We start from the raw sequence: 19,887 nt of genomic DNA, 5'->3' as shown, positions 1-19,887 counted from the left end.
GTCGGACCCGGGGTGTACCTTCGGCTTATTCGAACAGATGTTCGAAGCCATCCGAAGGAGAAGACGCCGTGGCCCAGCAGTTCGCCCCCTTCACGGTCAGCCCGCATGCGCTGCCGGCGACCACCCACAACTACCTGATCCGGTCGGCAGAATCCCTGAGCGAGGCGGTGGCGGCCCGCGACGTCGCCACCCGCTACGCCTGTGCGCACGTCGCCGCGTTGCGCGCCGCGGCCGCGCTGCTGGCCGCGCGGGCCCGGCCCACGTCGGGCCGGCGCCGCGCCCAGCGCAACGCCTGGGTGCTGCTGGCGGAGGTCGCCCCCGAGCTGTCCGAGTGGGCCGCCTTCTTCGCTGCCGGAGCCGCCAAGCGCGCGGCCGCCGAGGCCGGCTCCGCGCGGGCGGCGAGCGAGCGCGAGGCCGATGACCTGGTCCGTGACGCCGACCGGTTCCTCGCCCTGGTCGAGCAGGCCCTCGGCCTGACGCCCCACGTCCCGCTCGGCGAGCAGCTCGCCGGTCTCGCGGTCGGGTGACGGAGCGCCTGGCGCCCTGAGTCCTGGCAGCCACTAATGTTCGGCACATGGCCTCTCGCGAGCAGCGTGGTTCGGTCCGCACCGCGGTCGTGTGGGACGCCCTGGAGTCCGCGCTTGCGGGTGGACCCCGCGAGGTCGTGGACCTGGGCGGCGGCACCGGTGGGTTCGCCGTGCGGCTGGCCGAGTCCGGCCATCGGGTCCGCGTCGTCGACCCGAGCCCGGACGCCCTGGCGGCTCTCGGGCGACGCGCTCAGGAGGTCGGCGTCGAGGTCTCCGGGCTGCAGGGCGACGTCACCGACCTGGTCGACGTGGTCGGCGCCGGCAGCGCCGACGTGGTCCTGTGCCACGGCGTGCTCGAGGTCGTCGATCCCGTGCTCGCACTGGACCGGATCGGTCAGGTGCTCCGGCCGGGCGGGCTGCTCAGCCTGGTGGTCGGCCAGCGGCACGCCGCCGTCATCACCCGAGCCATGGCCGGGCACTTCCAGCAGGCGCGGGCCCTGCTCGACGACCGCGCTCCGATGGACGCTCGCACCGGCCGCCGGTTCACCGCCGACGAGATCGGCGAGCTGCTCGCCGAGCACGGCTTCGCCGCGGCGTCGGTCCATGCCGTCCGGGTCTTCGCCGACCTGGTGCCCTCCGCGCTCGTCGACCAGGAGCCGGGTGCGGCCGCGGCCCTCGTCGAGCTGGAGCGTGCGGTCGCGCGCCGCCCGGAGTACCTCCCGCTGGCCACGCAGCTCCACGTCCTGGCGCACGCCGCGTCCTGACGTCCGCGCGGCAGGCTCCGCCCCGCGCGTGGCAGGCTCCGCCCGGTCCTGGGGCGGGCCGTGACCGTCGCCTGTCCGATCCTCCATGTCGACATGGACGCGTTCTACGCGTCTGTGATGATCCGCGACCGCCCCGAGCTCCAGCACGTCCCGGTCGTCGTCGGCGGCGGGCATCGCGGCGTCGTCCTGTCGGCCAACTACCCGGCCCGCGGCTACGGCATCCGCTCCGGGATGCCGGGCGCCGAGGCGGCTCGGCTCTGCCCCGACGCCGTCACCATGGCGCCCGACTTCGGCCTGCTCACGCCGGTCTCCAAGGCGATCATGGAGACCTTCCGCACGATCACGCCGGTCGTCGAGGTGACCTCGCTCGACGAGGCCTTCCTCGACGTCCGTGGCGCGGTCCGGCTGTTCGGACCGCCGGAGGCGATCGCCGAGCGACTCCGCTCCCGGGTGCGGGCCGAGCACGGCATCACCTGCTCGGTCGGCATCGCCGCGTCCGTGTCGGTCGCCAAGCTCGCGAGCCGGCAGGCCAAGCCCGACGGCGTCCGGGTGATCCGGCCGGAGCGGTTCGTCGCCGAGGTGCACCCGCTCGACATCGGTGTCCTCTACGGCGTCGGCGAGGCCACGCGTCAGCGGCTGCAACGGCTCGGCCTGATCACCGTCGGCGACGTCGCCGCCATCCCGGTCGACCTGCTCCGCCGGATGGTCGGTCGCCATCTGGGCGGCCGGCTGCATGCCCTGGTGTGGGGGACGGACCGCACCGAGCTGGTCGCCGGTGGCGCCGGTGTCTTCGGATTCGGGGAGGGTGAGCCGGAGGGCAGCATGGGCGCCCAGCACACGCTCGCGGTCGACATCCGCGACCGGGTGGCGCTGCGCCGCGAGCTGCTCCGGCTGACCGCCCGGGTCGTGGCCCGGGTCCGGGGTGCGCGGCGTACCGGCCGGACCGTCACGGTCACCGTCCGCTACTCCGACTTCACCACCGTCCAGCGCTCGCGGACGCTGCCGGAGCGCACCGACGTCACCCAGGAGGTGTACGCCGTCGCGGTCGCCCTGCTCGACGGACTCCTCGACGCCCGGCGACCCCGTCCGGCGGCCGTGCGGCTGGTCGGCGTCCGGGTCGAGGGGCTGCGCCACGTGCGTTCCGGGGACGGCCGCCAGCTGGCGCTGGGGGATCGCGACCCGGGCTGGATCGACGCCGATCGCGCGGTCGACCGGGCCGTCGACCGGTTCGGTCACGCGGCCGTGCGCCGCGCCAGCCTGCTGTAGCCCCTGATCCTCGGGCACGCTCCCGGAGCGGCCGACCGCACAATTTCGGGGGACGCCCTACCCCCGCTGGAGATGCCTGCCTACACTTGGAGGAAGAGTCATCGGCGGAGAACCGCCTCACACGTGTCGGAGGATTCGGTGCCACTCTCGGAAGAGGAGCTGCGACTGCTGGAGCAGATGGAGCGCGCCCTCAGCGAGGAGGACCCCAAGTTCGCGTCCACCCTGCGGGGCACGACCCTCCGGCAGGCGGCCCGTCGCCGGGCCATCCTGGCCGGCGTCGTCTTCGCCGTCGGTGTCACGGTCATGATGGGCGGGGCCGTCAGCGGCTACTGGCCCGTCGGGGTCGCGGGCTTCCTGATCATGCTCGCCTCCGCGACCATCCTGCTCGGCTCGCTCCGGGGCCAGCGGCCGGGCGCCGCGCCGCACGTCTCCTCGCATCCCTCCGGCTTCGGCGTCGTCGACGGCGGTCGTCGCGGTCGCAGTCACGGACACGGCCGTTCCTCGGGCTTCATGGACACCCTCCAGGCGCGCTGGCGCCGCCGCAAGGACCGCGGCTTCTGAGTCCTTCGGGCCGAGCGTGTCGGATATCGAGCTCGCCGCCCGGTCCTCGCTGCGCTCGGACCGCGGGCGTCGCTCGATGCGGCTGCGCCGCCGTCCGCCACGCTGCCGGCCGAGCGCTCGGACCCGATCGGTGCAGGTGCCGGTAGCTGTCACCACAGGAGGTGCCTTCGCGATGACGGCTGCGGCAATCGAACCCGAGCCGGTTCCGCTGGTCCGAGACCAGGCCGGCAGGCTCATGGTGCCCGGCACCAGGATCTCCCTCGACATCCTGGTAGCCGCCTTCAAGCGGGGCGAGTCGCCCGAGGCGATCCACGACGACTACGAGATCGTGTCGTTGGCCGATGTCTACGCGATCTTCTCCTACTACCTGCGGCATCGGGCTGAAGTCGAGGCCTATCTGAGTGAGCAGCTGCGGCTCGGCTCCGAGCTCCAGACCCGTCTCGAGGAGTCCTACCCGCCGGAGGGCCTGCGCGCCAAGCTCCTCGCGCGGCTGGACAGGTGATCGTCCGGCTCGTTGCCGACGAGCACATTGCCCGCTCGCTGGTCGCAGGATTGCGACGGCACATCGAGGATGTGGACATCGTGCGGGTCCAGGACGTCGGTCTCCGCACCGTGGATGATCCGAGCATCCTTCAGTGGGCTGCAGACGATGGACGGGCGCTGGTGACACAGGACATTCGGACCATGCCGGACCTCGCCATCGACGAGTGGCCGCCGGCCTGCCGATGCCCGGTGTCTTCGTCTTGCCTACGACCATGTCCATCGGTACGGCGATCAACGAGCTCGCGGCCATCGTGGGAGCGAGCGACGCCGGCGAATGGTCCGGCCAGGTCGTCTACCTGCCGCTGCGCTGACTATCGGGCATCGGGCCGGCGCCAGATCGAGATCGGGATCCACCGGGCCTGGCGCCGGGCCCGCCGGCTGACGCCCGCCTCCAGCGCGGCGACCACGAGCGCACCGTCCTCGGCGAGGGTGGTGCGCTCCTGCGTCGCCACCGCTCCGGAGCGCGCGTAGCGGGACCGCTCGACGGCGAGGACCAGCCGCTCCAGCGCATCGGCCGCCTCGGGCGCGGCGTCGGCACCGGTGCGTGGACGCTCGGCGGTCGGGTCGCTCGGCGCCCCGAGGTGGTCGAGGAGCAGGCGCCCGGCCTCCCGGGGTGAGCGGCCGTCGGGCCAGCCACGGCCCAGGTCGAGCGCCGTCGCCCGTACCTCGCTCCACACCTCGTCGGGCGAACCGGCCAGCCGGTGCCGCCGGGCTCGTGCCCGGATCGTCGCCGGACCGCCGATGGCCGCACCGCCGAGCAGCAACAGCACGAGGACGACGAGGCCGCCCACCAGCAGGGGAGTGGGGATGCCGCCCTCGTCCGCGGACGTGGCGCTGCCCCCGTCGCGCTCGATGTCCGGGCGCCGCCCCGGCCCGGTGCTGGGCGCGACCGTCGCGGTCGCGCCGGGTGCGGCGGACGACGCCGCCGTCGGGCCGCCCCGGGGGTCGTCGCTGCCGCCGTCGACCGGGACCCGCGTGTAGGCCGGCACGTCCGCCACGCGCCCGGAGGGCGTGGGCTCGAAGCGCACCCAGCCCGAGCCGGCGAAGTACAGCTCCGGCCAGGCGTGCAGGTCGTGGCTGCTGTACTCCCACAGGCCGTCACCGACCTGGTCCGGCTCGAGGAAGCCGACCGCGACCCGTGCGGGGATGCCGAGCGTCCGCGCCATGACCGCCATCGCGGAGGCGAACTGCTCGCAGTAGCCGACCCGGCCGTTGCGGGCGAGGAAGCCCTCCAGGGTCTGGTTGCCGGTTCCCTCCGGGGCCCTGGTCAGGTCATAGGTGAACCCGCCGTCCTGGCGGAACCATCGCTGCAGCAGCAGGGCGCGCTCGTAGTCGGAGACGGCGCCCCCGGTGACGTCGCGGGCCAGGTTCCGCACGATGGGCGGCACGGCGCCCGGCAGCTGGAGGACCTCCTCGGACACGTCGTCGGCCGCGGAGTCGCGGAAGAACTCGCGCTGCGTGCCGAAGTCCGGCTGCAGCGCCGTCATCGTGTAGTCGAGCTCGCGGGTGTCGAGGTCGTCGTCGGCGGCCAGGAAGTCCATCGTCGCGGGGTCGAAGCGCCAGTCGCCCGGAGCGTCGACGGCCGCGACGGGGTACTGCGTCGGCAGCCAGGTCGAGTCGAAGTCCTCGGTGATCGAGACGTCGTAGTCGTACTCCGTGGTCCGCACCTCGCTCGACAGGCCGGGAGGACGCGCCACCACGCCGTCGGCGCGGTCGTCCCGGGCGACGTCGCGGTCGCCGCTGCTCCACTCGTCGCCGGTGTAGCGGTTGAGCACCGAGACACGGAGGTACGACGGGGCGGGGTCGTCGGTGCGGACCTGGATGAGCGGCAGGTCGCGGCCCCGCTCCAGGTCGCGGCGCATGTCGGCGATCGGCTTGCGGATCCGGATGTCGCCGTTGCCGCCGCCCGACCCGAGATCGAGCACGTTCACGCCCACCGTCGGGAGGAACGCGGGGATGACGAGGGCGATCGCGGTCGCGCCGACCCCGATCCGGCCCGCGCCGGCGCGCATCGCCTCCCGCATCGGGTTGCCCCGCCACAGCGTGTCCTCGTCGGGGCCTACCGTGCGCCCCCACCGCAGGAGGTGGTCGCGGGAGTCGAGGTGCAGGAGGACGAGGAAGCCCCCGGCCGCGCCGACGAAGCTCCACACGTCCGGTCCGCCGTCGAGCACCCCGCTCGGCAGCGCGTAGACCGCGAGCAGGCCGAGTCCCGCGGCCGGCACCTTGCGCAGCGTGCAGGCCAGCGTCTCCACGAGCAGGAGGACGGCGGCGCCGGCGACGAGCAGCAGCGGCCAGACCGGAGGGACCTGGTCGCCGATCGGAGCGGCGTACTGGCGCGCGCTGTCGACCGACGTCTCCAGGGCGTGCCAGATCGCGGTGACCGTGTCACCGGTGGGCAGGAGGGAGCCGGTGATCTGGCGCGTGACCACCAGGACGGTGATCACCGTCTGGGTGAGGGCGGTGAGCCAGCGTGGCATGCCGAGCCAGCGCAGCGCGGCGCCGCTGACCGCGAGCAGCGCGGCGAGGACCGCGAGCGGACGGAGATAGGTGCCGGGGAGCTCGACGAACCCGCGCCACGCCGTGAGCGCCGCCCACGTCGTCACGACGGCGAGGACGCCGAGCAGCAGCGTCGGTCCGAACGGTCCGCGACGCTCGCTCAGCCGGGGCTGGGTCATCCGCGCGCACCCCCGCGCACGGGAGCCCGGCCGAGCTCGCGCCAGGCCGCGTCGAGCTGGTCCCTCGGCCCCAGTCCGGTGGCCCGCCAGGCCAGGGACGTGACCGGGGTGGCGGTGTCGCCGCCGAGCCCCGCGCGGGTCGGCGACCACTGGCCGACATCGAGCACGAGGGCCAGGGCGACCCCGGCGTCGTGCCGGATCCGGCGCAGGGCAGCGGTGTCGTCCGGGAGGAACCCACCGAGGACGGCCACCACGACGCCGCCACGGGCCTGCTCTCCGGACCAGGTGACGTCGAGCGTGCTGCGGTGCGACATCTCGAGCACGGCAAGGTGCTCCAGGGCCCGCTCGGCGCCGAGGGTCCTGGCGCCGATCTTGTCGGGACCGGACGTGCTGCCTCCCAGCCCGTCGGCGGTGCAGAGCTGGACGGCGTACCCGTGCTGCTCCAGGTGGACGGCCACCGAGGCGGCGGCGATGACCGCCGGCTCGAGGCTGGAGGCCGGCCCCTGGCCGCGGTGGGCGAGCCGCCGGTTGTCCAGCAGGACGGTCGCGTGCGCCTCCCAGGGCTGCTCCTCGCGCCGCACCATCAGCTCGCCGAGCCGGGCCGAGCTGCGCCAGTGCACCCGCCGCAGGTCGTCGCCGCGACGGTACTCCCGGACGCTGACGTCCTCCGCCGATCCGGACGCGAACGCCTGGGGGCGGTGCTCGCCGGCGCCCTGCCAGCCTCCGGTCAGCGGGATCGAGGGGAGGGGGACGACGCGTGGGGTGACGGTCAGCTGGGCGGTGCCGCCGATCGGCCGGCGCCGCTCGACCAGCCCGAAGGGATCCGCGAGGCGGGCGACGACCGGACCGACGACATACCTGCCCCGGATGTCGGACCGGACGGGATAGGACACGGTGCGCTCCCACGCGCCGCCGAGTCCCTGCAGCACGAACCGGGCGCGACCGCCGAGGGCGTAGGGGACGGTGTCCTCGACCAGCAGCGCGCCGTCGGACCGCTTGCGGTCGCTGGAGATGGTGAGGTCGATCCGCGCCGTCTCACCGGCGCGCAGCAGGCGGGGCCAGACCGCGCGGGTGACCTCGGGGTCGTGCCGGCGCCTGCTCACGACGAGTGCCGCCAGCAGCGGCAGCGCCATCATGAGCACCCCGACGCGGGTCAGCGCGGGCTGGCCGAAGCCGATCGCGCACACCACCGCCGTCGCGCCGGCCGCCAGGAAGGCGCGGCCGCGGAGCGTCAGGGAGGAGAGAGGTCGCCGCATCGGCGCCGCTCAGGACGACGGATCGGGCACGGGGACCTGTGCCGCGATGCCCTCGAGGATGGTCGCGATCGTGCGGCCGCCGATCGCCGCCTCCGCGCTCGGCAGCAGCCGGTGGGCGAGCACGGGCTGCACGAGTGCCCGCACGTCGTCGGGCAGGACGTAGTCGCGCCGCTGCAGGGCGGCACGCGCCTTGGCGGCCCGGACCAGGTGGAGCGTGGCGCGCGGTGAGGCGCCGAGCACGAGCTCGGGCGTCTGCCGGGTGGCGGCCGTGAGCGCGACGGCATAGCGCTGCACCGTGTCGGAGACGTGCACCTGGCCGACGATCGCGCACATCTTGCGGATCTCGGCGCTGTCGGTGACCGGCTCCAGGTCGTCGAGGGGGCTGACCTCGCCATGGTTGGCCAGCATGGCGATCTCCGCGGCGGGGACGGGATAGCCGATCGAGACCCGGGCGAGGAAGCGGTCGCGCTGCGCCTCGGGCAGGGGATAGGTGCCCTCCATCTCCACCGGGTTCTGGGTCGCGATCACCATGAACGGCGACTCCAGGTGGTAGGTGACGTTGTCGACGGTCACCTGTCGCTCGCCCATGCACTCCAGCAGCGCCGACTGGGTCTTGGGGGAGGCCCGGTTGATCTCGTCGCCGATCACGATGTTGGCGAACACCCCGCCGGGGCGGAACTCGAACTCGCGGGTCGACTGGTTGTAGACCGACACACCGGTGATGTCGGACGGCAGCAGGTCCGGCGTGAACTGGATGCGGCGGACCGTCGAGTCGATGCTGCGCGCGAGTGCTTTGCTCAGCATGGTCTTGCCGACCCCCGGGACGTCCTCCAGGAGCAGGTGGCCCTCGGCCAGCAGGACGACGATCGAGGCGGCGACGACCTCGCCCTTGCCCTCGATCACCTTCTCCACATTGGCCTGGATGCGGCCGGCGACGCGCGCCACGCTGTCGACGTCGGTGCTCGGCGACTCCACGGCTGTTCTCCCTCTCGTCAGCAGCCACCTCGCTGCGGTGGAGCAACCCTACGGCGCGCCTGGGCGATGTGGTGCGCCCGCCGCGGGCGTCGTCGCGTGCCCCACCGGCGCTCCACTTCTCCTCCACTCCGCTCCACCGGCGCTCCCAGCGCGCTGACCTGGGCATTTGGGGCGCGCGGTGGTGCGAAACGCCGCAAGAAGTGGGGCGTTGGTGGTTGACGGTGGAGGAAAGTGGAGTACTGTGGGGGAAAGTGGAGGAACGGCGGAGTCCGGTGGGACGGCTGGGGGTGGCCCGATGCTCTTCATGGGCACCTACACCCCGAAGCTCGACGACAAGGGCCGCCTCTTCCTCCCGGCGAAGTTCAGGGATCGACTGGCGGAGGGCCTCGTGGTCACACAGGGACAGGACAAGTGCCTCGTCGTCTGGCCGACCGATGTCTTCGCCGAGGAGGCCGAGCGGCAAGCCGCCCGGCCGATGACCAACCGCGCCGCCCGGCGCTACGCCCGGGTGCTCTTCGCCGGCGGCGACGAGAGCACCCCCGACAAGCAGGGGCGGGTGGGCATCCCGGCCCACCTGCGTGAGTACGCCGGCCTCGAGCGCGACGTCGTCGTGATCGGGGTCAGGGACCGCCTGGAGATCTGGAACCCCGCCGCCTGGCGCGAGTTCCAGCTCGAGGCCCTGGAGGAGTTCGCCGACCTCGACGAGGACGACGACTGAGCCGCCACCCGCACCACCCGGCCCGAGGGCCACGCTGCACCAGCCACAACACAACAGCGGATCCGCAGGACGAGGTCTCAGCCCGCTCCCGCTCCCGAGTCCTGTCTCCTGTAGCACCTTCCCCGGCCACAGGCGACAGGCGCACCACCGCCTTCTGGGGCACCTTCCCCGGCACCAGACGGCATCCCGAACACCGGGACGGGAGCGGGCCGGGACCTGGCTCTGCGGATCCGCCGCATTTTGCAGACAGCCATTTCCCAGGGTCGAGGGGTCGAGAGCATGAGCGTCGTTCGCACGCAGCCACCGGAGGTCTCCGGTACGCGCCGCGTCCGCGAGCAGGCGCGCGACGCCCTCACCCTGATGGCCTTCTCGGCGGCCGTGTCCGTCGGCTGCGCGCTCCTGCTCGTCCTGACCCACCTCGCGGGGCGCTGAGGACCATGGGCAGCCCGCGCCACGTCCCCGTCCTGCTGGACCGGGTCGTCTCTCTCCTCGCGCCCGCTCTCGAGCGCGAGGGCACTGTCCTCGTCGACTGCACGCTCGGCCTCGGCGGCCACAGCGAGGCGGTCCTCGAGCGCTGCCCCGGGGCCCGGGTCATCGGCATCGACCGCGACCCCCATGCACTCGCCATGAGCCGGGAGCGGCTGGCGCCGTACGGCGACCGCTTCGTCGGCGTCCAGGCCGTGTACGACGAGATCGCCGACGTCGTCGCCGACCAGGGGCTGCCGCGGGACGGAGGGGTGGCCGGCGTCCTCTTCGACCTGGGTGTGTCGTCGATGCAGCTCGACCTGCCCGAGCGTGGGTTCGCCTACGCGGTCGACGCGCCGCTCGACATGCGGATGGGCGACACCGGCCCGACCGCGGCCGACGTGCTCAACACCTACAGCGCCCCCGAGCTGGCCCGGGTCCTCAAGGAGTACGGCGAGGAGAGGATGGCGCGCCGGATCGCGGACGCCGTCGTCCGGGAGCGCCAGACCGCGCCGTTCACCAACTCGGCCCGCCTCGTCGCCCTGTTGTACGACGTGATCCCGGCCCCGGCGCGCCGTACCGGTGGACACCCCGCCAAGCGCACCTTCCAGGCGCTGCGGATGGAGGTCAACGACGAGCTGCGGGTGCTCCAGCGCGCGATGCCCGCAGCCGTCGAGGCGATCGGCGTCGGCGGCCGGGTGGTCGTCGAGTCGTACCACTCCCTGGAGGACCGCCTGGTCAAGCGGGTCTTCACCGCGGCCACCCGGCTCGACGTGCCCGAGGACCTGCCGTTCGTGCCCGAGGGCGCCGAGCCCTCCTACCGGCTCGTCACCCGCGGTGCCGAGCAGGCCACGCCCGCGGAGGTCGAGGAGAACCCTCGCGCCGCCTCCGTCCGACTCCGCGCCATCGAGCGCACCCGAGCGAACACCGGTCCGAAAGCAGCGTCTGGCAAGGGAGCCGAATAGACATGTCCTCCACCTCACCCCTCCGCAACCGGCTCCCGTACGTCGCCCCGCGCATCGCGCAGGCGGCACTCCAGCGAGCCCGGCTGACCGTCGTTCCACGACGGCGCACCCAAGCGCCGCGGGTTCCCTTCGTGACCTTCGTGAGCATCATCCTGCTCGGCGGCGTCATCGGGCTGCTCATGTTCAACACCTCGATGCAGCAGGCCTCCTTCCGCGAGACGGCGCTGCAGAACCAGGCCACCGACCTCGGTGCCCAGCAGGAGGCCCTGGAGATGGACCTCCAGGTGCTCAACGACCCGGCTCACGTGGCCGCGGCCGCCGAGAAGCTCGGCCTGGTGATGCCGGCGTCCGGCGCCGGTGTCCTGCACCTCGGCTCGGGCAAGATCAGCGGCGACCCCCAGCCCGCGACGGGCGCCGACCGGCTCCCGCTCGAGCCGCCCGGCCCGAGCCGCCCGGCGGACCTCGACCCGCCGCCGGTCAAGCAGAAGGTCCAGGCGGCCACGGACGGCGTGCCCGCCACGGTTCAGTGAGCCTTGCGTCGTAGGTTGGAGCGCGTGAGCCGACCCGCCCCGAGCCGCCTGCGGCGCCGCACCGGCGACGTCCTCCGGGGCTCGCCGCACCGACGGATGCAGATCGGGTTCCTGCTCATCGCGATCGTGCTGTCGGTCTTCGCGGCCCGGCTGGTCCAGCTCCAGGGCGTCGACCCGCGCTCGTACGCCCAGATGGCCGCCGCGGAGGGGCAGCGGACCGTGGACCTGCCGGCGACCCGCGGCGAGATCCTGGACCGGAACGGCAAGCCGATGGCCGACACCGTCGACGGCCGGATGGTGGTGGCCGACCCGAAGGTCACGAGGGCGATCGCGCCGGAGCTGGCGACGATCCTCTCCGAGCGCCTCGGCGTCGACTACTTCGAGACGCTGCGCCGGCTGCGGATCGAGGGCGAGGGCGGCCGGTTCCAGTACATCGCCCGCCAGGTCCCGGCCAGCAAGGCCGAGAAGGTCGTCGCCGACATCCAGGAGGAGTTCAAGGACGAGAAAGGGCGTCCCTTCGCCGGCCTGATGACCGAGCGGGACCCGTTGCGCACCTATCCCAACAAGACGGTCGCGGCCAACCTGGTCGGCTTCCTCGGTGAGAACGGCAAGGCGGGCGAGGACCGTGCGATCGTCGGTCTCGCCGGTCTCGAGGACTCCTTCAACACCTACCTGTCCGGCAAGGACGGCGAGGCCCGCTACGAGGTCGGCGCCGGCAACCAGATCCCGCTCGGCGACAGCACCGTCACCCCGGCGGTCGACGGCAAGAACCTCACGCTGACCATCGACCGCGACCTGCAGTTCTACACCCAGCGGGTGCTCCAGCAGACGGTCACGAAGTCCGGTGGCGAGTCCGGCATCGCGGTGATCATGGACACCCGCACCGGCGAGCTGCTGGCGCTGGCCGACTACCCGACCTACGACGCAGCGGACCCGTACCGCTACGACAAGGAGCTCTACCGGTCCTCCGCGCTCACCGACGTCTACGAGCCCGGCTCGGTCGAGAAGGTGCTGACCGTCAGCGCGCTGGTCGACGCCGGCCTCGGGTTCAAGGAGCAGCGGTTCAAGGTGCCCGGGCAGCTGAACCGGCAGGACCGGCCGATCGGCGACTACTGGGACCACGGCACGCTCAAGCTCACCCTCGCCGGCATCCTCGCCAAGTCCTCGAACGTCGGCACCGTGCTCGCGGCCGACCAGTTCAAGAAGGGCCAGCTGCGCGACTACCTCACCCGCTTCGGTCTCGGCGCGCGCACCGGCCTGGGCCTCGGCGGCGAGACGCGGGGCATCGTGCCGCAGGGAGCGGCCTGGACGTCGCAGGTCGGCGACCGCATCGCCTTCGGCCAGTCGCTCTCGGTCAACGCCGTCCAGATGACCGCCGCGGTCAACACGATCGCCAACGGCGGCGTCCGCGTCGACCCCACGCTGGTCAAGGGCTCGGCCCGCACCGACGACGGCGCCGAGATCGGCACCGACGTCGCCACGAGTCGCCGGGTGATCAGCGAGGACGCCGCTCGCGAGACCATGCTGATGATGGAGCGGGTCGTCGACCCCGACGCGGGCGTCGCGCCCCGAGCGGCGGTCCCGGGCTACCGCGTCGCCGGCAAGACGGGCACCGCCCAGCGCGTCGTCGACCGCCGCTACGACGGCAGCCTCTCGGTCTCCTTCGCGGGCTTCGCGCCGGCGGACGACCCGCGCTTCACCATCTACGTCGTGGTGCACGCCCCGCGCGCGGGCAGCGGCGGTGGCAGCGTCGCCGGTCCCGCGTTCGCCAAGCTGATGAGCCAGACCCTGCGCCGCTACGGCGTCGCGCCCACCGGCACGGAGCCCAACCAGACGCCGGTCGAGTGGTGACCAGCCCTACGACCCGCCCCGCCCACCCGTCCCTGACGCCGCTCGACACCGTGGCCCGGGCCCTGGGGCTGGCGCCCGCCTTCGACGGCGTCGAGGTCCTCGGCGTGACGCTCGACTCGCGCCGGGTCCAGCCCGGCGACCTGTACGCCGCGCTCCCGGGGTCGCGGGCCCACGGCGCCACGTTCGCCGAGCAGGCCGCCGCCTCCGGGGCGTCCGCCCTGCTCACCGATGCCGAGGGCGCCGCGGTCGCCGCCGGCGCCGGGCTGCCCGCGCTCGTCGTCCCCGATCCGCGGGCCGTGCTGGGCGCGGTGGCCGCGCTCGTCCACGGTCACCCGGCGGCGGCGCTGCGCACCATCGGCGTCACCGGCACCCAGGGCAAGACGACGGTCACCCGGCTGCTCGACGGCGGCCTGCTCGCCGCCGGCGTCCGCAGCGCCGTGATCGGCACCGTCGGCACGCGGATCGCCGGCGAGGAGGTCCCGACCGCGCTGACCACGCCGGAGGCGCCGGACCTGCACGGCCTGTTCGCGCGGATGCGCGAGCTCGACGTCACCGCCTGCGCGATGGAGGTCTCCAGCCACGCCCTGGTGATGGGCCGCGTCGACGGCGTGGTCTTCGACGTCGCCGTCTTCACCAACCTGGGCCGCGACCACCTCGACTTCCACGCCGACGTCGAGGACTACTTCGCCGCGAAGGCGTCCCTGTTCACGCCCGGGCACGCCCGCCTCGGCCTGGTCTGCGTCGACGACGAGCACGGCCGTCGGCTCGCGGCACAGGCGCCGATCCCCGTGCGTACCTACGCCGTCGGTCGCGGTGTCGACGGAGCCGACTGGACGGTGTCGTCGCTGGACCAGCGCCCCGACGGCTCGACCTTCACCGTGCACGGTCCCGGCGGCCGCACGGTGGCCGCCGCGGTGCCGCTGGCGGGGGAGTTCAACGTCGCCAACGCCCTCGCCGCGATCGCGGCGGCCGCGGAGGCGGGCTTCGACCCCCAGCAGGTCGCCGACGGGATCGGCCGCTCCGCCGGCGTACCAGGGCGGCTCGAGCGGATCGAGACCGAGCGCGACCTGACCGTCGTCGTCGACTACGCCCACAAGCCGGATGCCGTCGACGCCGTCCTGCGGACGCTGCGGCCGGTCACCCGTGGCAGGCTGATCATCGTGATCGGCGCAGGGGGCGACCGTGACCGCGGCAAGCGGCCCGTCATGGGCGCGATCGCGGCGGAGCTCGCCGACCTGGTCGTGGTGACCGACGACAATCCCCGCACCGAGGACCCGGCGGCGATCCGCGCCGAGGTGCTGGCGGGCGCCCGGACCGGCACCGCCGAGATCCTCGAGATCGGCGACCGCAGGGAGGCGATCGCCACGGCGCTGCGTGGCTCCGCGCCCGGCGACGTCGTCCTCGTCGCGGGCAAGGGCCACGAGGCCGGCCAGGAGGTCGCCGGCGTGGTTCATCCCTTCGACGACCGGGAGGTCGTGCGCGAGCTGCTCGCCGAGCCGCCCGCCTCACCCGGAGGTGCGGGGTGATCCCGCTCCCGCTCTCGTCGGTCGCGGCGATCGTCGGCGGGACCCTGCACGGCGACGACGTCACCGTCTCCGCCCCCGCGTACGTCGACAGCCGGGCGCCGCTCGCCGGCGGGCTGTTCGTCGCGGTGGTGGGGGAGCGGGTCGACGGCCACGACTACGCCGACGGCGCCCACGCCGTGCTCGGGAGCCGCCCCACCACGGCACCGACCGTCGTGGTGACCGACCCGGTCGCCGCGCTGGGCAGGCTGGCCCGGCACGTCCTCGACCGGCTCGACACCACGGTGCTGGCGATGACGGGCTCGCAGGGCAAGACCGGCACCAAGGACTACCTCGCCGCCGTGCTCCGCGCCCTCGCCGGCGAGGGCGCGGTCGTCGCGACCGCCGCCAACAACAACAACGAGCTCGGCGTCCCCCTCACCGTGCTCCGCGCCGACGCCGGCACCCGCTTCCTCGTCGTCGAGATGGGCGCCCGCGGGGTCGGCCACATCTCCTACCTGTGCGACATCGCGCCCCCGTCGATAGCGGCCGTGCTCAACGTCGGGACCGCCCACGTCGGCGAGTTCGGCGGTCGTGAGCAGATCGCCCGCGCCAAGGGCGAGCTCATCGAGGCGCTCCCGGCCGAGGGCACCGCCGTGCTCAACGCCGACGACGGCCTCGTGGCCGCAATGGCGCCGCGGACCCGGGCCCGGGTGGTCACCTTCGGGGAGGCCGGCGACCTGCGCTGGCGCGACGTCCGCCTCGACGCGCTCGGCCGACCGGCCCTCCTCCTCGAGCACAGCCGGCCGGCCGCCGACCGCCAGCAGCATCCGGTGCAGCTGCGCCAGGCGGGCCCGCACCAGATCCACAATGCCGTCGCCGCGGCGGCCATGGCCACCGCGGCCGGTTTCCCGCTCGCCGACGTGGCGCGCGCTCTGAGTGGGGCGGAGTCGGCCTCGCGGTGGCGGATGGAGATCGGCGAGCGTGCCGACGGCCTGGTCGTCGTCAACGACGCCTACAACGCCAACCCCGACTCGATGCGCGCGGCGCTGGAGGCGCTGGTGGCGATCGGTCGCGGTGACCCGAGCCGGCCGCGGCGCACCATCGCCGTTCTGGGGGAGATGCGCGAGCTCGGCGACGAGCACACCGCCGCCCACCACGCCGTCGGCCAGGCCGCCGCCGAGCTGGGCGTCGACGTCGTGGTCGTGGTCGCAGACGCGGCCCGCGGCATCGCTGAGGGAGCGGCGCACGGCACCGGTGAGGTGATCGTCACGGCGGGGCGCGAGGAGGCGGCGGCCTGGGTGCGGCAGAATGCCGGGGCGGAGGACGTCGTCCTCGTCAAGGCGTCGCGCGGCGTCGCCTTGGAAGTCGTGGCAGAGGCGATCTTGACGAGCAGCGTGACGAGTAGCACCGAGGAGACGACGGCGTGAGAGCGATCCTGCTCGGCGGTGGCATCGCCCTGTTGATCTCGTTGCTCGGCACCCGGGTCGCGATCACTGCGTTCACCAAGCTGGGCTACGGCCAGGAGATCCGCGAGGACGGCCCGACCAGCCACCACACCAAGCGCGGCACGCCCACCATGGGCGGCGTCGTCATCATCCTGGCGGCGGTCGTCGGCTACTTCGCGGCCAAGCTGATCACGCTGACCCCACCGAGCGCCTCGGCGATGCTGCTGCTCTTCCTGTTCGTCGGGATGGGCCTGGTCGGCTTCCTCGATGACTTCATCAAGATCTACAAGCAGCGCAGCCTCGGCCTGCGCAGCAAGGCCAAGATGGCCGGCCAGACGCTGATCGCCCTGGTCTTCGGCTGGCTGGCGCTCTCGCCGTGGCTCGAGGACGAGCACGGCCGCACGCCCGCGAGCGAGAAGGTCTCCTTCCTGCGCGAGCTCGACTGGTTCGTGCTGCCGACGATCCTCGCGATCCTGCTGATCTGGCTGTTCGTCGCGGGCTTCAGCAACGCCGTCAACCTCACCGACGGCCTCGACGGCCTCGCGGCCGGCGCCTCGGTGATGGTGTTCGGGGCCTACACGCTGGTCAACATCTGGCAGAGCAACCAGTTCTGCCAGGAGGAGCCGAGCGCGACCTGCTACAACGTCCGGGACCCGCTCGACCTGGCGATCATCGCGGCGGCGATCACCGGCGCCTGCTTCGGCTTCCTGTGGTGGAACGCCTCGCCCGCCAAGATCTTCATGGGCGACACCGGCTCGCTCGCGCTGGGCAGCGCGCTGGCCGGCTTCGCGATCCTGACCCGCACCGAGCTGCTGCTGGTCATCCTCGGCGGTCTCTTCGTCCTCGAGACGGTGTCGGTGATGATGCAGGTCGGGTTCTTCAAGCTGACCAAGGGCCGGCGGATCTTCCGGATGGCGCCGATCCACCACCACTTCGAGATGCTCGGCTGGGAGCAGGTCACGGTCGTGATCCGGTTCTGGATCATCACCGGACTCTTCGTCGCCACCGGCCTCGGCATCTTCTACGCCGAATGGGTCTCCCGTCTGTGAGCTCAGGTCCCGACCGCCCCGACGCCACCACCCTCGGTCGCACCGACTCCTGGGAGGGCGTCCGGGCCGTGGTCGCCGGGTTCGGCACCAGCGGCGCAGCGGCCGTCGACAACCTGCTCCACCTCGGCGCGTCCGTGCACGCCGTCGCCGAGTCCGTGAGCCCGAGGATCCTCGAGCGCGCCGAGCTGCTCGAGGTCCTCGGCGCGCGGATCGAGGTCCACGAGGGTGCGACCGCGACCCTGCCCGAGGGGGTCGACGTCCTCGTCGTGTCGCCCGGGTTCCGCCCCGACGCGCCGATCATCGCCGCCGCCCGGGAGCGCGGGATCCCGGTCTGGGGCGAGGTCGAGCTGGCCTGGCGGCTGCGCGACCCGGAGAGCCCGGCGCCCTGGCTGTGCGTCACCGGCACCAACGGCAAGACCACCACGGTCCAGATGCTCGACAGCATCCTGCGCGCGGCCGGGCTGCGCAGCGTCGCGGCCGGCAACGTCGGCCTGCCGCTGACCGAGGCGGTCATGGACCCCGAGCCGTACGACGTCATCGCCGTCGAGCTCTCGAGCTTCCAGCTGCACTACACCGAGACGATGGCCGCCGAGAGCGCCGCGGTGCTCAACGTCGCCGAGGACCACCTCGACTGGTACGCCGGGCCTACGGGCATGGACGACTACGCCCGCGACAAGGGCCGGATCTACCAGGGCGTCGCGCGGGCCTGCGTCTACAACGCGGCCGATCCCACCACGGAGCGGCTGGTCCGCGAGGCCGACGTCGTGGAGGGGGCCCGGGCGATCGGGTTCACCCTCGGCACGCCCGGTGTGGGGATGCTCGGTGTGGTCGAGGACATCCTCGTCGACCGGGCCTTCATCGAGGAGCGCTCCACCAGCGCCGCCGAGCTGTGCACCCTCGGGGATCTCGCCTCCACGGCGCCGCACTTCGTGGCCAACGCCCTCGCCGCCGCGGCGCTCGCGCGGGCGCACGGCATCAGCCAGGCCGCCGTACGCGACGGGCTGCGGTCCTTCCGCCCCGACGGCCACCGGATCGCCGTCGTCGCCGACCACGACAACGTCACCTGGGTCGACGACTCCAAGGCCACCAATCCGCACGCGGCCGCCTCCTCGCTGGCCGCCTTCGAGCCGGTCGTGTGGGTGGCCGGCGGCCTCGCCAAGGGCGCGGCCTTCGAGGACCTGGTCCGCTCGGCCGGGTCCCGCCTGCGCGCCGCGGTGCTCATCGGCCGTGACCGCGCGGTGATCGCGCAGGCGCTTTCGCGACACGCACCCGATGTGCCCGTGATCGAGGTGGAGACACCCGAGACTGGACCCGTCGGAGAGCTCGATCTGATGAGGCGCGTCGTCGCCGCCGCAGCCGAGGCCGCCCAACCGGGTGACACCGTCCTGCTGGCGCCGGGATGCGCGTCCATGGACCAGTTCACCGACTATGCCGCGCGGGGCGACGCCTTCGCCACGGCGGTGCAGGACCACGTCAGGGGCTGACCAGCAGCACAGCAGGAGCGAGGGGGGCGACATCACCACCGCCGATCCTGAGACGACCAGGCCCGAGCGCATCCGCTTCGGCCTCCGTGCCCGGACCCGACGGCCGGGCTGGCTCAGCGCTCTCAAGGACGCGCTCGACCGCCCGCTGACGACCTACTACCTGCTCCTCGGCGCGACGGCGCTCCTGCTCGTCATCGGCCTGATCATGGTGCTCAGCGCCTCGAGCGTGCGGGCCTACCGCGAGACCGGCGACTCCTACACGATCGTGCGGCGTCAGCTGATGTGGGTCGTGATCGGCGTGCCCTGCGCCTTCATCGCCTCGCGGGTGTCGGTCAGGTGGGTGCGTGGCCTGGCCTACCCCGCCTTCTCCATCTCGCTCGCCCTGCTCATCGTCACCGCGTTCGCCGGGCGCGAGGTCAACGGCAACACCAACTGGCTGGTGCTCGGACCGATCCAGATCCAGCCGTCCGAGATCGCCAAGCTCTCCCTGATCATCTGGGCCGGTCACATCTACGCCAACAAGGAGCGCCGGCTCGGCAGCCTCCACCAGATGCTGGTGCCGGTCGTGCCCGGCATGGTGCTCGCCACCGGCCTCGTCGTGGTCGGCAAGGACCTCGGCACAGCCCTCATCTTCTTCGCCCTGCTCGTCGCGATGCTGTGGGTCGTCGGGGCGCCGGGGCGGCTGTTCGGCCTGGTGTTCGCCGTGGTGAGCGTCGCGGCGCTGGCCCTGGCCGCGACCTCGCCCACCCGACTGGCGCGCATCGCCACCTTCGCGGATCCGTTCAAGGACTATCACGGCACCGGCTGGCAGCCGGCCCACGGCCTCTACGCCATGGCCAGCGGGGGCGTGCTCGGCGAGGGCATCGGCGCGAGCCAGCAGAAGTGGGGCCAGCTGCCCGAGGCGCACACGGACTTCATCTTCGCCGTCCTCGGCGAGGAGCTCGGTCTGCTGGGCACCCTGCTCGTGATCGGCCTGTTCCTCGTCCTCGCCTATGCCGGCATCCGGGTCGCCCGGGAGACCAAGCAGCCGTTCGTGCGCTACTGCACCTTCGGCATCGTGGTGTGGCTGCTCGGCCAGATGATCATCAACGTCGGCATGGTGCTCGCGCTGCTCCCCGTCATCGGCATCCCCCTGCCCCTGGTGTCGTACGGCGGCTCGAGCCTGCTCCCGACGCTGGCCGCCCTGGGGCTGGTCATCGGCTTCGCCCGGCGCGAGCCGGGCGCCGCCCGTGCCCTGGCCCAGCGCCGCCGGGCCCGGTCGGCCGGTCTGAGTGCCTGAGCGTCGTTCCGCCCGCGATAGGTTCTGCG

General features: G+C 73.2%; 18 protein-coding genes and 1 pseudogene. 16 read left to right on the top strand and 3 right to left on the bottom strand.

Going from position 1 to position 19,887, the window contains the following annotated elements:
• The first annotated feature begins 68 nt into the window (after nucleotides 1-68).
• From KVF89_RS03780 to KVF89_RS30560, 6 genes and pseudogenes are all read left to right on the top strand, one after another.
• Nucleotides 69-527, top strand: a complete 459-nt coding sequence (locus tag KVF89_RS03780) for an SAV_6107 family HEPN domain-containing protein (protein WP_257423496.1) — start codon at nucleotides 69-71, stop codon at nucleotides 525-527.
• 47 nt (nucleotides 528-574) lie between these two features.
• A complete protein-coding gene (locus tag KVF89_RS03775) occupies nucleotides 575-1,291 on the top strand; it encodes a methyltransferase domain-containing protein (protein WP_257423495.1) in 717 nt (238 codons plus the stop codon).
• 60 nt (nucleotides 1,292-1,351) lie between these two features.
• Nucleotides 1,352-2,557, top strand: coding sequence for a DNA polymerase IV (gene dinB, locus KVF89_RS03770; protein WP_257423494.1), 1,206 nt, complete (start codon nucleotides 1,352-1,354; stop codon nucleotides 2,555-2,557).
• Nucleotides 2,558-2,695: 138 nt separating this feature from the next.
• Entirely contained in the window at nucleotides 2,696-3,118 is a 423-nt protein-coding gene (locus KVF89_RS03765; RefSeq protein WP_257423491.1) for an SCO2097 family morphological protein, read from the top strand.
• 172 nt (nucleotides 3,119-3,290) lie between these two features.
• Nucleotides 3,291-3,620, top strand: a complete 330-nt coding sequence (locus tag KVF89_RS03760; RefSeq protein ID WP_257423489.1) for a DUF433 domain-containing protein — start codon at nucleotides 3,291-3,293, stop codon at nucleotides 3,618-3,620.
• A pseudogene (locus KVF89_RS30560) lies at nucleotides 3,617-3,784 on the top strand (DUF5615 family PIN-like protein); the annotation flags it as partial. The gene KVF89_RS03760 and the pseudogene KVF89_RS30560, both read left to right, overlap by 4 nt.
• A 188-nt stretch (nucleotides 3,785-3,972) precedes the next feature.
• Here KVF89_RS30560 and KVF89_RS03755 read toward each other — a convergent pair.
• Genes KVF89_RS03755 through KVF89_RS03745 form a run of 3 tightly spaced genes read right to left on the bottom strand, consistent with a single transcriptional unit; the run spans nucleotide 3,973 to nucleotide 8,537 of the window.
• Nucleotides 3,973-6,336, bottom strand: coding sequence for a transglutaminase TgpA family protein (locus tag KVF89_RS03755; protein WP_257423487.1), 2,364 nt, complete (start codon nucleotides 6,334-6,336; stop codon nucleotides 3,973-3,975).
• Nucleotides 6,333-7,592, bottom strand: coding sequence for a DUF58 domain-containing protein (locus KVF89_RS03750; RefSeq protein WP_257423486.1), 1,260 nt, complete (start codon nucleotides 7,590-7,592; stop codon nucleotides 6,333-6,335). Before KVF89_RS03750 ends, KVF89_RS03755 begins: the two co-directional genes overlap by 4 nt.
• 9 nt (nucleotides 7,593-7,601) lie before the next feature.
• Nucleotides 7,602-8,537, bottom strand: coding sequence for an AAA family ATPase (locus KVF89_RS03745; RefSeq protein ID WP_372497855.1), 936 nt, complete (start codon nucleotides 8,535-8,537; stop codon nucleotides 7,602-7,604).
• A gap of 325 nt (nucleotides 8,538-8,862) precedes the next feature.
• On the opposite strand from KVF89_RS03745, the gene mraZ reads away from it, so the two are divergent.
• The 10 genes from mraZ to ftsW all read left to right on the top strand — a co-directional run bounded on the left by mraZ (nucleotide 8,863) and on the right by ftsW (nucleotide 19,858).
• Nucleotides 8,863-9,285 (top strand): division/cell wall cluster transcriptional repressor MraZ, encoded by a 423-nt coding sequence (gene mraZ, locus KVF89_RS03740; RefSeq protein ID WP_141002924.1) that lies wholly within the window; start codon nucleotides 8,863-8,865, stop codon nucleotides 9,283-9,285.
• 279 nt (nucleotides 9,286-9,564) lie between these two features.
• Nucleotides 9,565-9,717 carry a hypothetical protein gene (locus KVF89_RS03735; RefSeq protein ID WP_257423481.1) on the top strand — a complete coding sequence of 51 codons (153 nt, stop codon included), beginning with the start codon at nucleotides 9,565-9,567 and terminating at the stop codon, nucleotides 9,715-9,717.
• 5 nt (nucleotides 9,718-9,722) lie between these two features.
• On the top strand, nucleotides 9,723-10,715 hold the full coding sequence (rsmH, locus tag KVF89_RS03730) for a 16S rRNA (cytosine(1402)-N(4))-methyltransferase RsmH (protein ID WP_257423480.1): 993 nt from the start codon (nucleotides 9,723-9,725) through the stop codon (nucleotides 10,713-10,715).
• A 2-nt stretch (nucleotides 10,716-10,717) separates the two neighbouring features.
• A complete protein-coding gene (gene ftsL / locus KVF89_RS03725) occupies nucleotides 10,718-11,245 on the top strand; it encodes a cell division protein FtsL (protein ID WP_257423478.1) in 528 nt (175 codons plus the stop codon).
• Between the two features lie 24 nt (nucleotides 11,246-11,269).
• Nucleotides 11,270-13,096 (top strand): peptidoglycan D,D-transpeptidase FtsI family protein, encoded by a 1,827-nt coding sequence (locus KVF89_RS03720; protein WP_257423477.1) that lies wholly within the window; start codon nucleotides 11,270-11,272, stop codon nucleotides 13,094-13,096.
• A complete protein-coding gene (locus KVF89_RS03715; RefSeq protein WP_372497848.1) occupies nucleotides 13,090-14,622 on the top strand; it encodes a UDP-N-acetylmuramoyl-L-alanyl-D-glutamate--2,6-diaminopimelate ligase in 1,533 nt (510 codons plus the stop codon). The genes KVF89_RS03720 and KVF89_RS03715 overlap by 7 nt, the downstream gene beginning before the upstream one ends.
• Nucleotides 14,619-16,028, top strand: coding sequence for a UDP-N-acetylmuramoyl-tripeptide--D-alanyl-D-alanine ligase (locus tag KVF89_RS03710; RefSeq protein WP_257423473.1), 1,410 nt, complete (start codon nucleotides 14,619-14,621; stop codon nucleotides 16,026-16,028). The genes KVF89_RS03715 and KVF89_RS03710 overlap by 4 nt, the downstream gene beginning before the upstream one ends.
• The gene (mraY, locus tag KVF89_RS03705; protein ID WP_257423471.1) at nucleotides 16,025-17,095 is read left to right on the top strand and encodes a phospho-N-acetylmuramoyl-pentapeptide-transferase; all 1,071 of its coding nucleotides are present in this window, start codon (nucleotides 16,025-16,027) and stop codon (nucleotides 17,093-17,095) included. The genes KVF89_RS03710 and mraY overlap by 4 nt, the downstream gene beginning before the upstream one ends.
• Nucleotides 17,077-18,579, top strand: coding sequence for a UDP-N-acetylmuramoyl-L-alanine--D-glutamate ligase (gene murD / locus KVF89_RS03700; RefSeq protein WP_257423469.1), 1,503 nt, complete (start codon nucleotides 17,077-17,079; stop codon nucleotides 18,577-18,579). The genes mraY and murD overlap by 19 nt, the downstream gene beginning before the upstream one ends.
• Nucleotides 18,524-19,858, top strand: a complete 1,335-nt coding sequence (gene ftsW / locus KVF89_RS03695; protein WP_257423467.1) for a putative lipid II flippase FtsW — start codon at nucleotides 18,524-18,526, stop codon at nucleotides 19,856-19,858. The genes murD and ftsW overlap by 56 nt, the downstream gene beginning before the upstream one ends.
• Nucleotides 19,859-19,887 lie beyond the last annotated feature (29 nt).

Origin of the sequence: Nocardioides carbamazepini (assembly GCF_024614185.1) — a bacterium.
Classification (GTDB): Bacteria; Actinomycetota; Actinomycetes; order Propionibacteriales; family Nocardioidaceae; genus Nocardioides; species Nocardioides carbamazepini.
The sequence above is the reverse complement of the archived record's forward strand: the minus strand, read 5'-3'. Positions and strand labels throughout refer to the sequence as shown.

Excerpts from the sequence above, each read along its gene's own strand:
- KVF89_RS03760 (WP_257423489.1), top strand. The coding sequence starts at position 3,291 with ATGACGGCTGCGGCAATCGAACCCGAGCCGGTTCCGCTGGTCCGAGAC.
- KVF89_RS03750 (WP_257423486.1), bottom strand. The coding sequence starts at position 7,592 with ATGCGGCGACCTCTCTCCTCCCTGACGCTCCGCGGCCGCGCCTTCCTG.
- rsmH (WP_257423480.1), top strand. The coding sequence starts at position 9,723 with ATGGGCAGCCCGCGCCACGTCCCCGTCCTGCTGGACCGGGTCGTCTCT.
- ftsW (WP_257423467.1), top strand. The coding sequence starts at position 18,524 with ATGCCGCGCGGGGCGACGCCTTCGCCACGGCGGTGCAGGACCACGTCA.
- murD (WP_257423469.1), top strand. The coding sequence starts at position 17,077 with ATGGGTCTCCCGTCTGTGAGCTCAGGTCCCGACCGCCCCGACGCCACC.
- ftsL (WP_257423478.1), top strand. The coding sequence starts at position 10,718 with ATGTCCTCCACCTCACCCCTCCGCAACCGGCTCCCGTACGTCGCCCCG.
- KVF89_RS03775 (WP_257423495.1), top strand. The coding sequence starts at position 575 with ATGGCCTCTCGCGAGCAGCGTGGTTCGGTCCGCACCGCGGTCGTGTGG.
- mraZ (WP_141002924.1), top strand. The coding sequence starts at position 8,863 with ATGCTCTTCATGGGCACCTACACCCCGAAGCTCGACGACAAGGGCCGC.
- KVF89_RS03735 (WP_257423481.1), top strand. The coding sequence starts at position 9,565 with ATGAGCGTCGTTCGCACGCAGCCACCGGAGGTCTCCGGTACGCGCCGC.
- KVF89_RS03755 (WP_257423487.1), bottom strand. The coding sequence starts at position 6,336 with ATGACCCAGCCCCGGCTGAGCGAGCGTCGCGGACCGTTCGGACCGACG.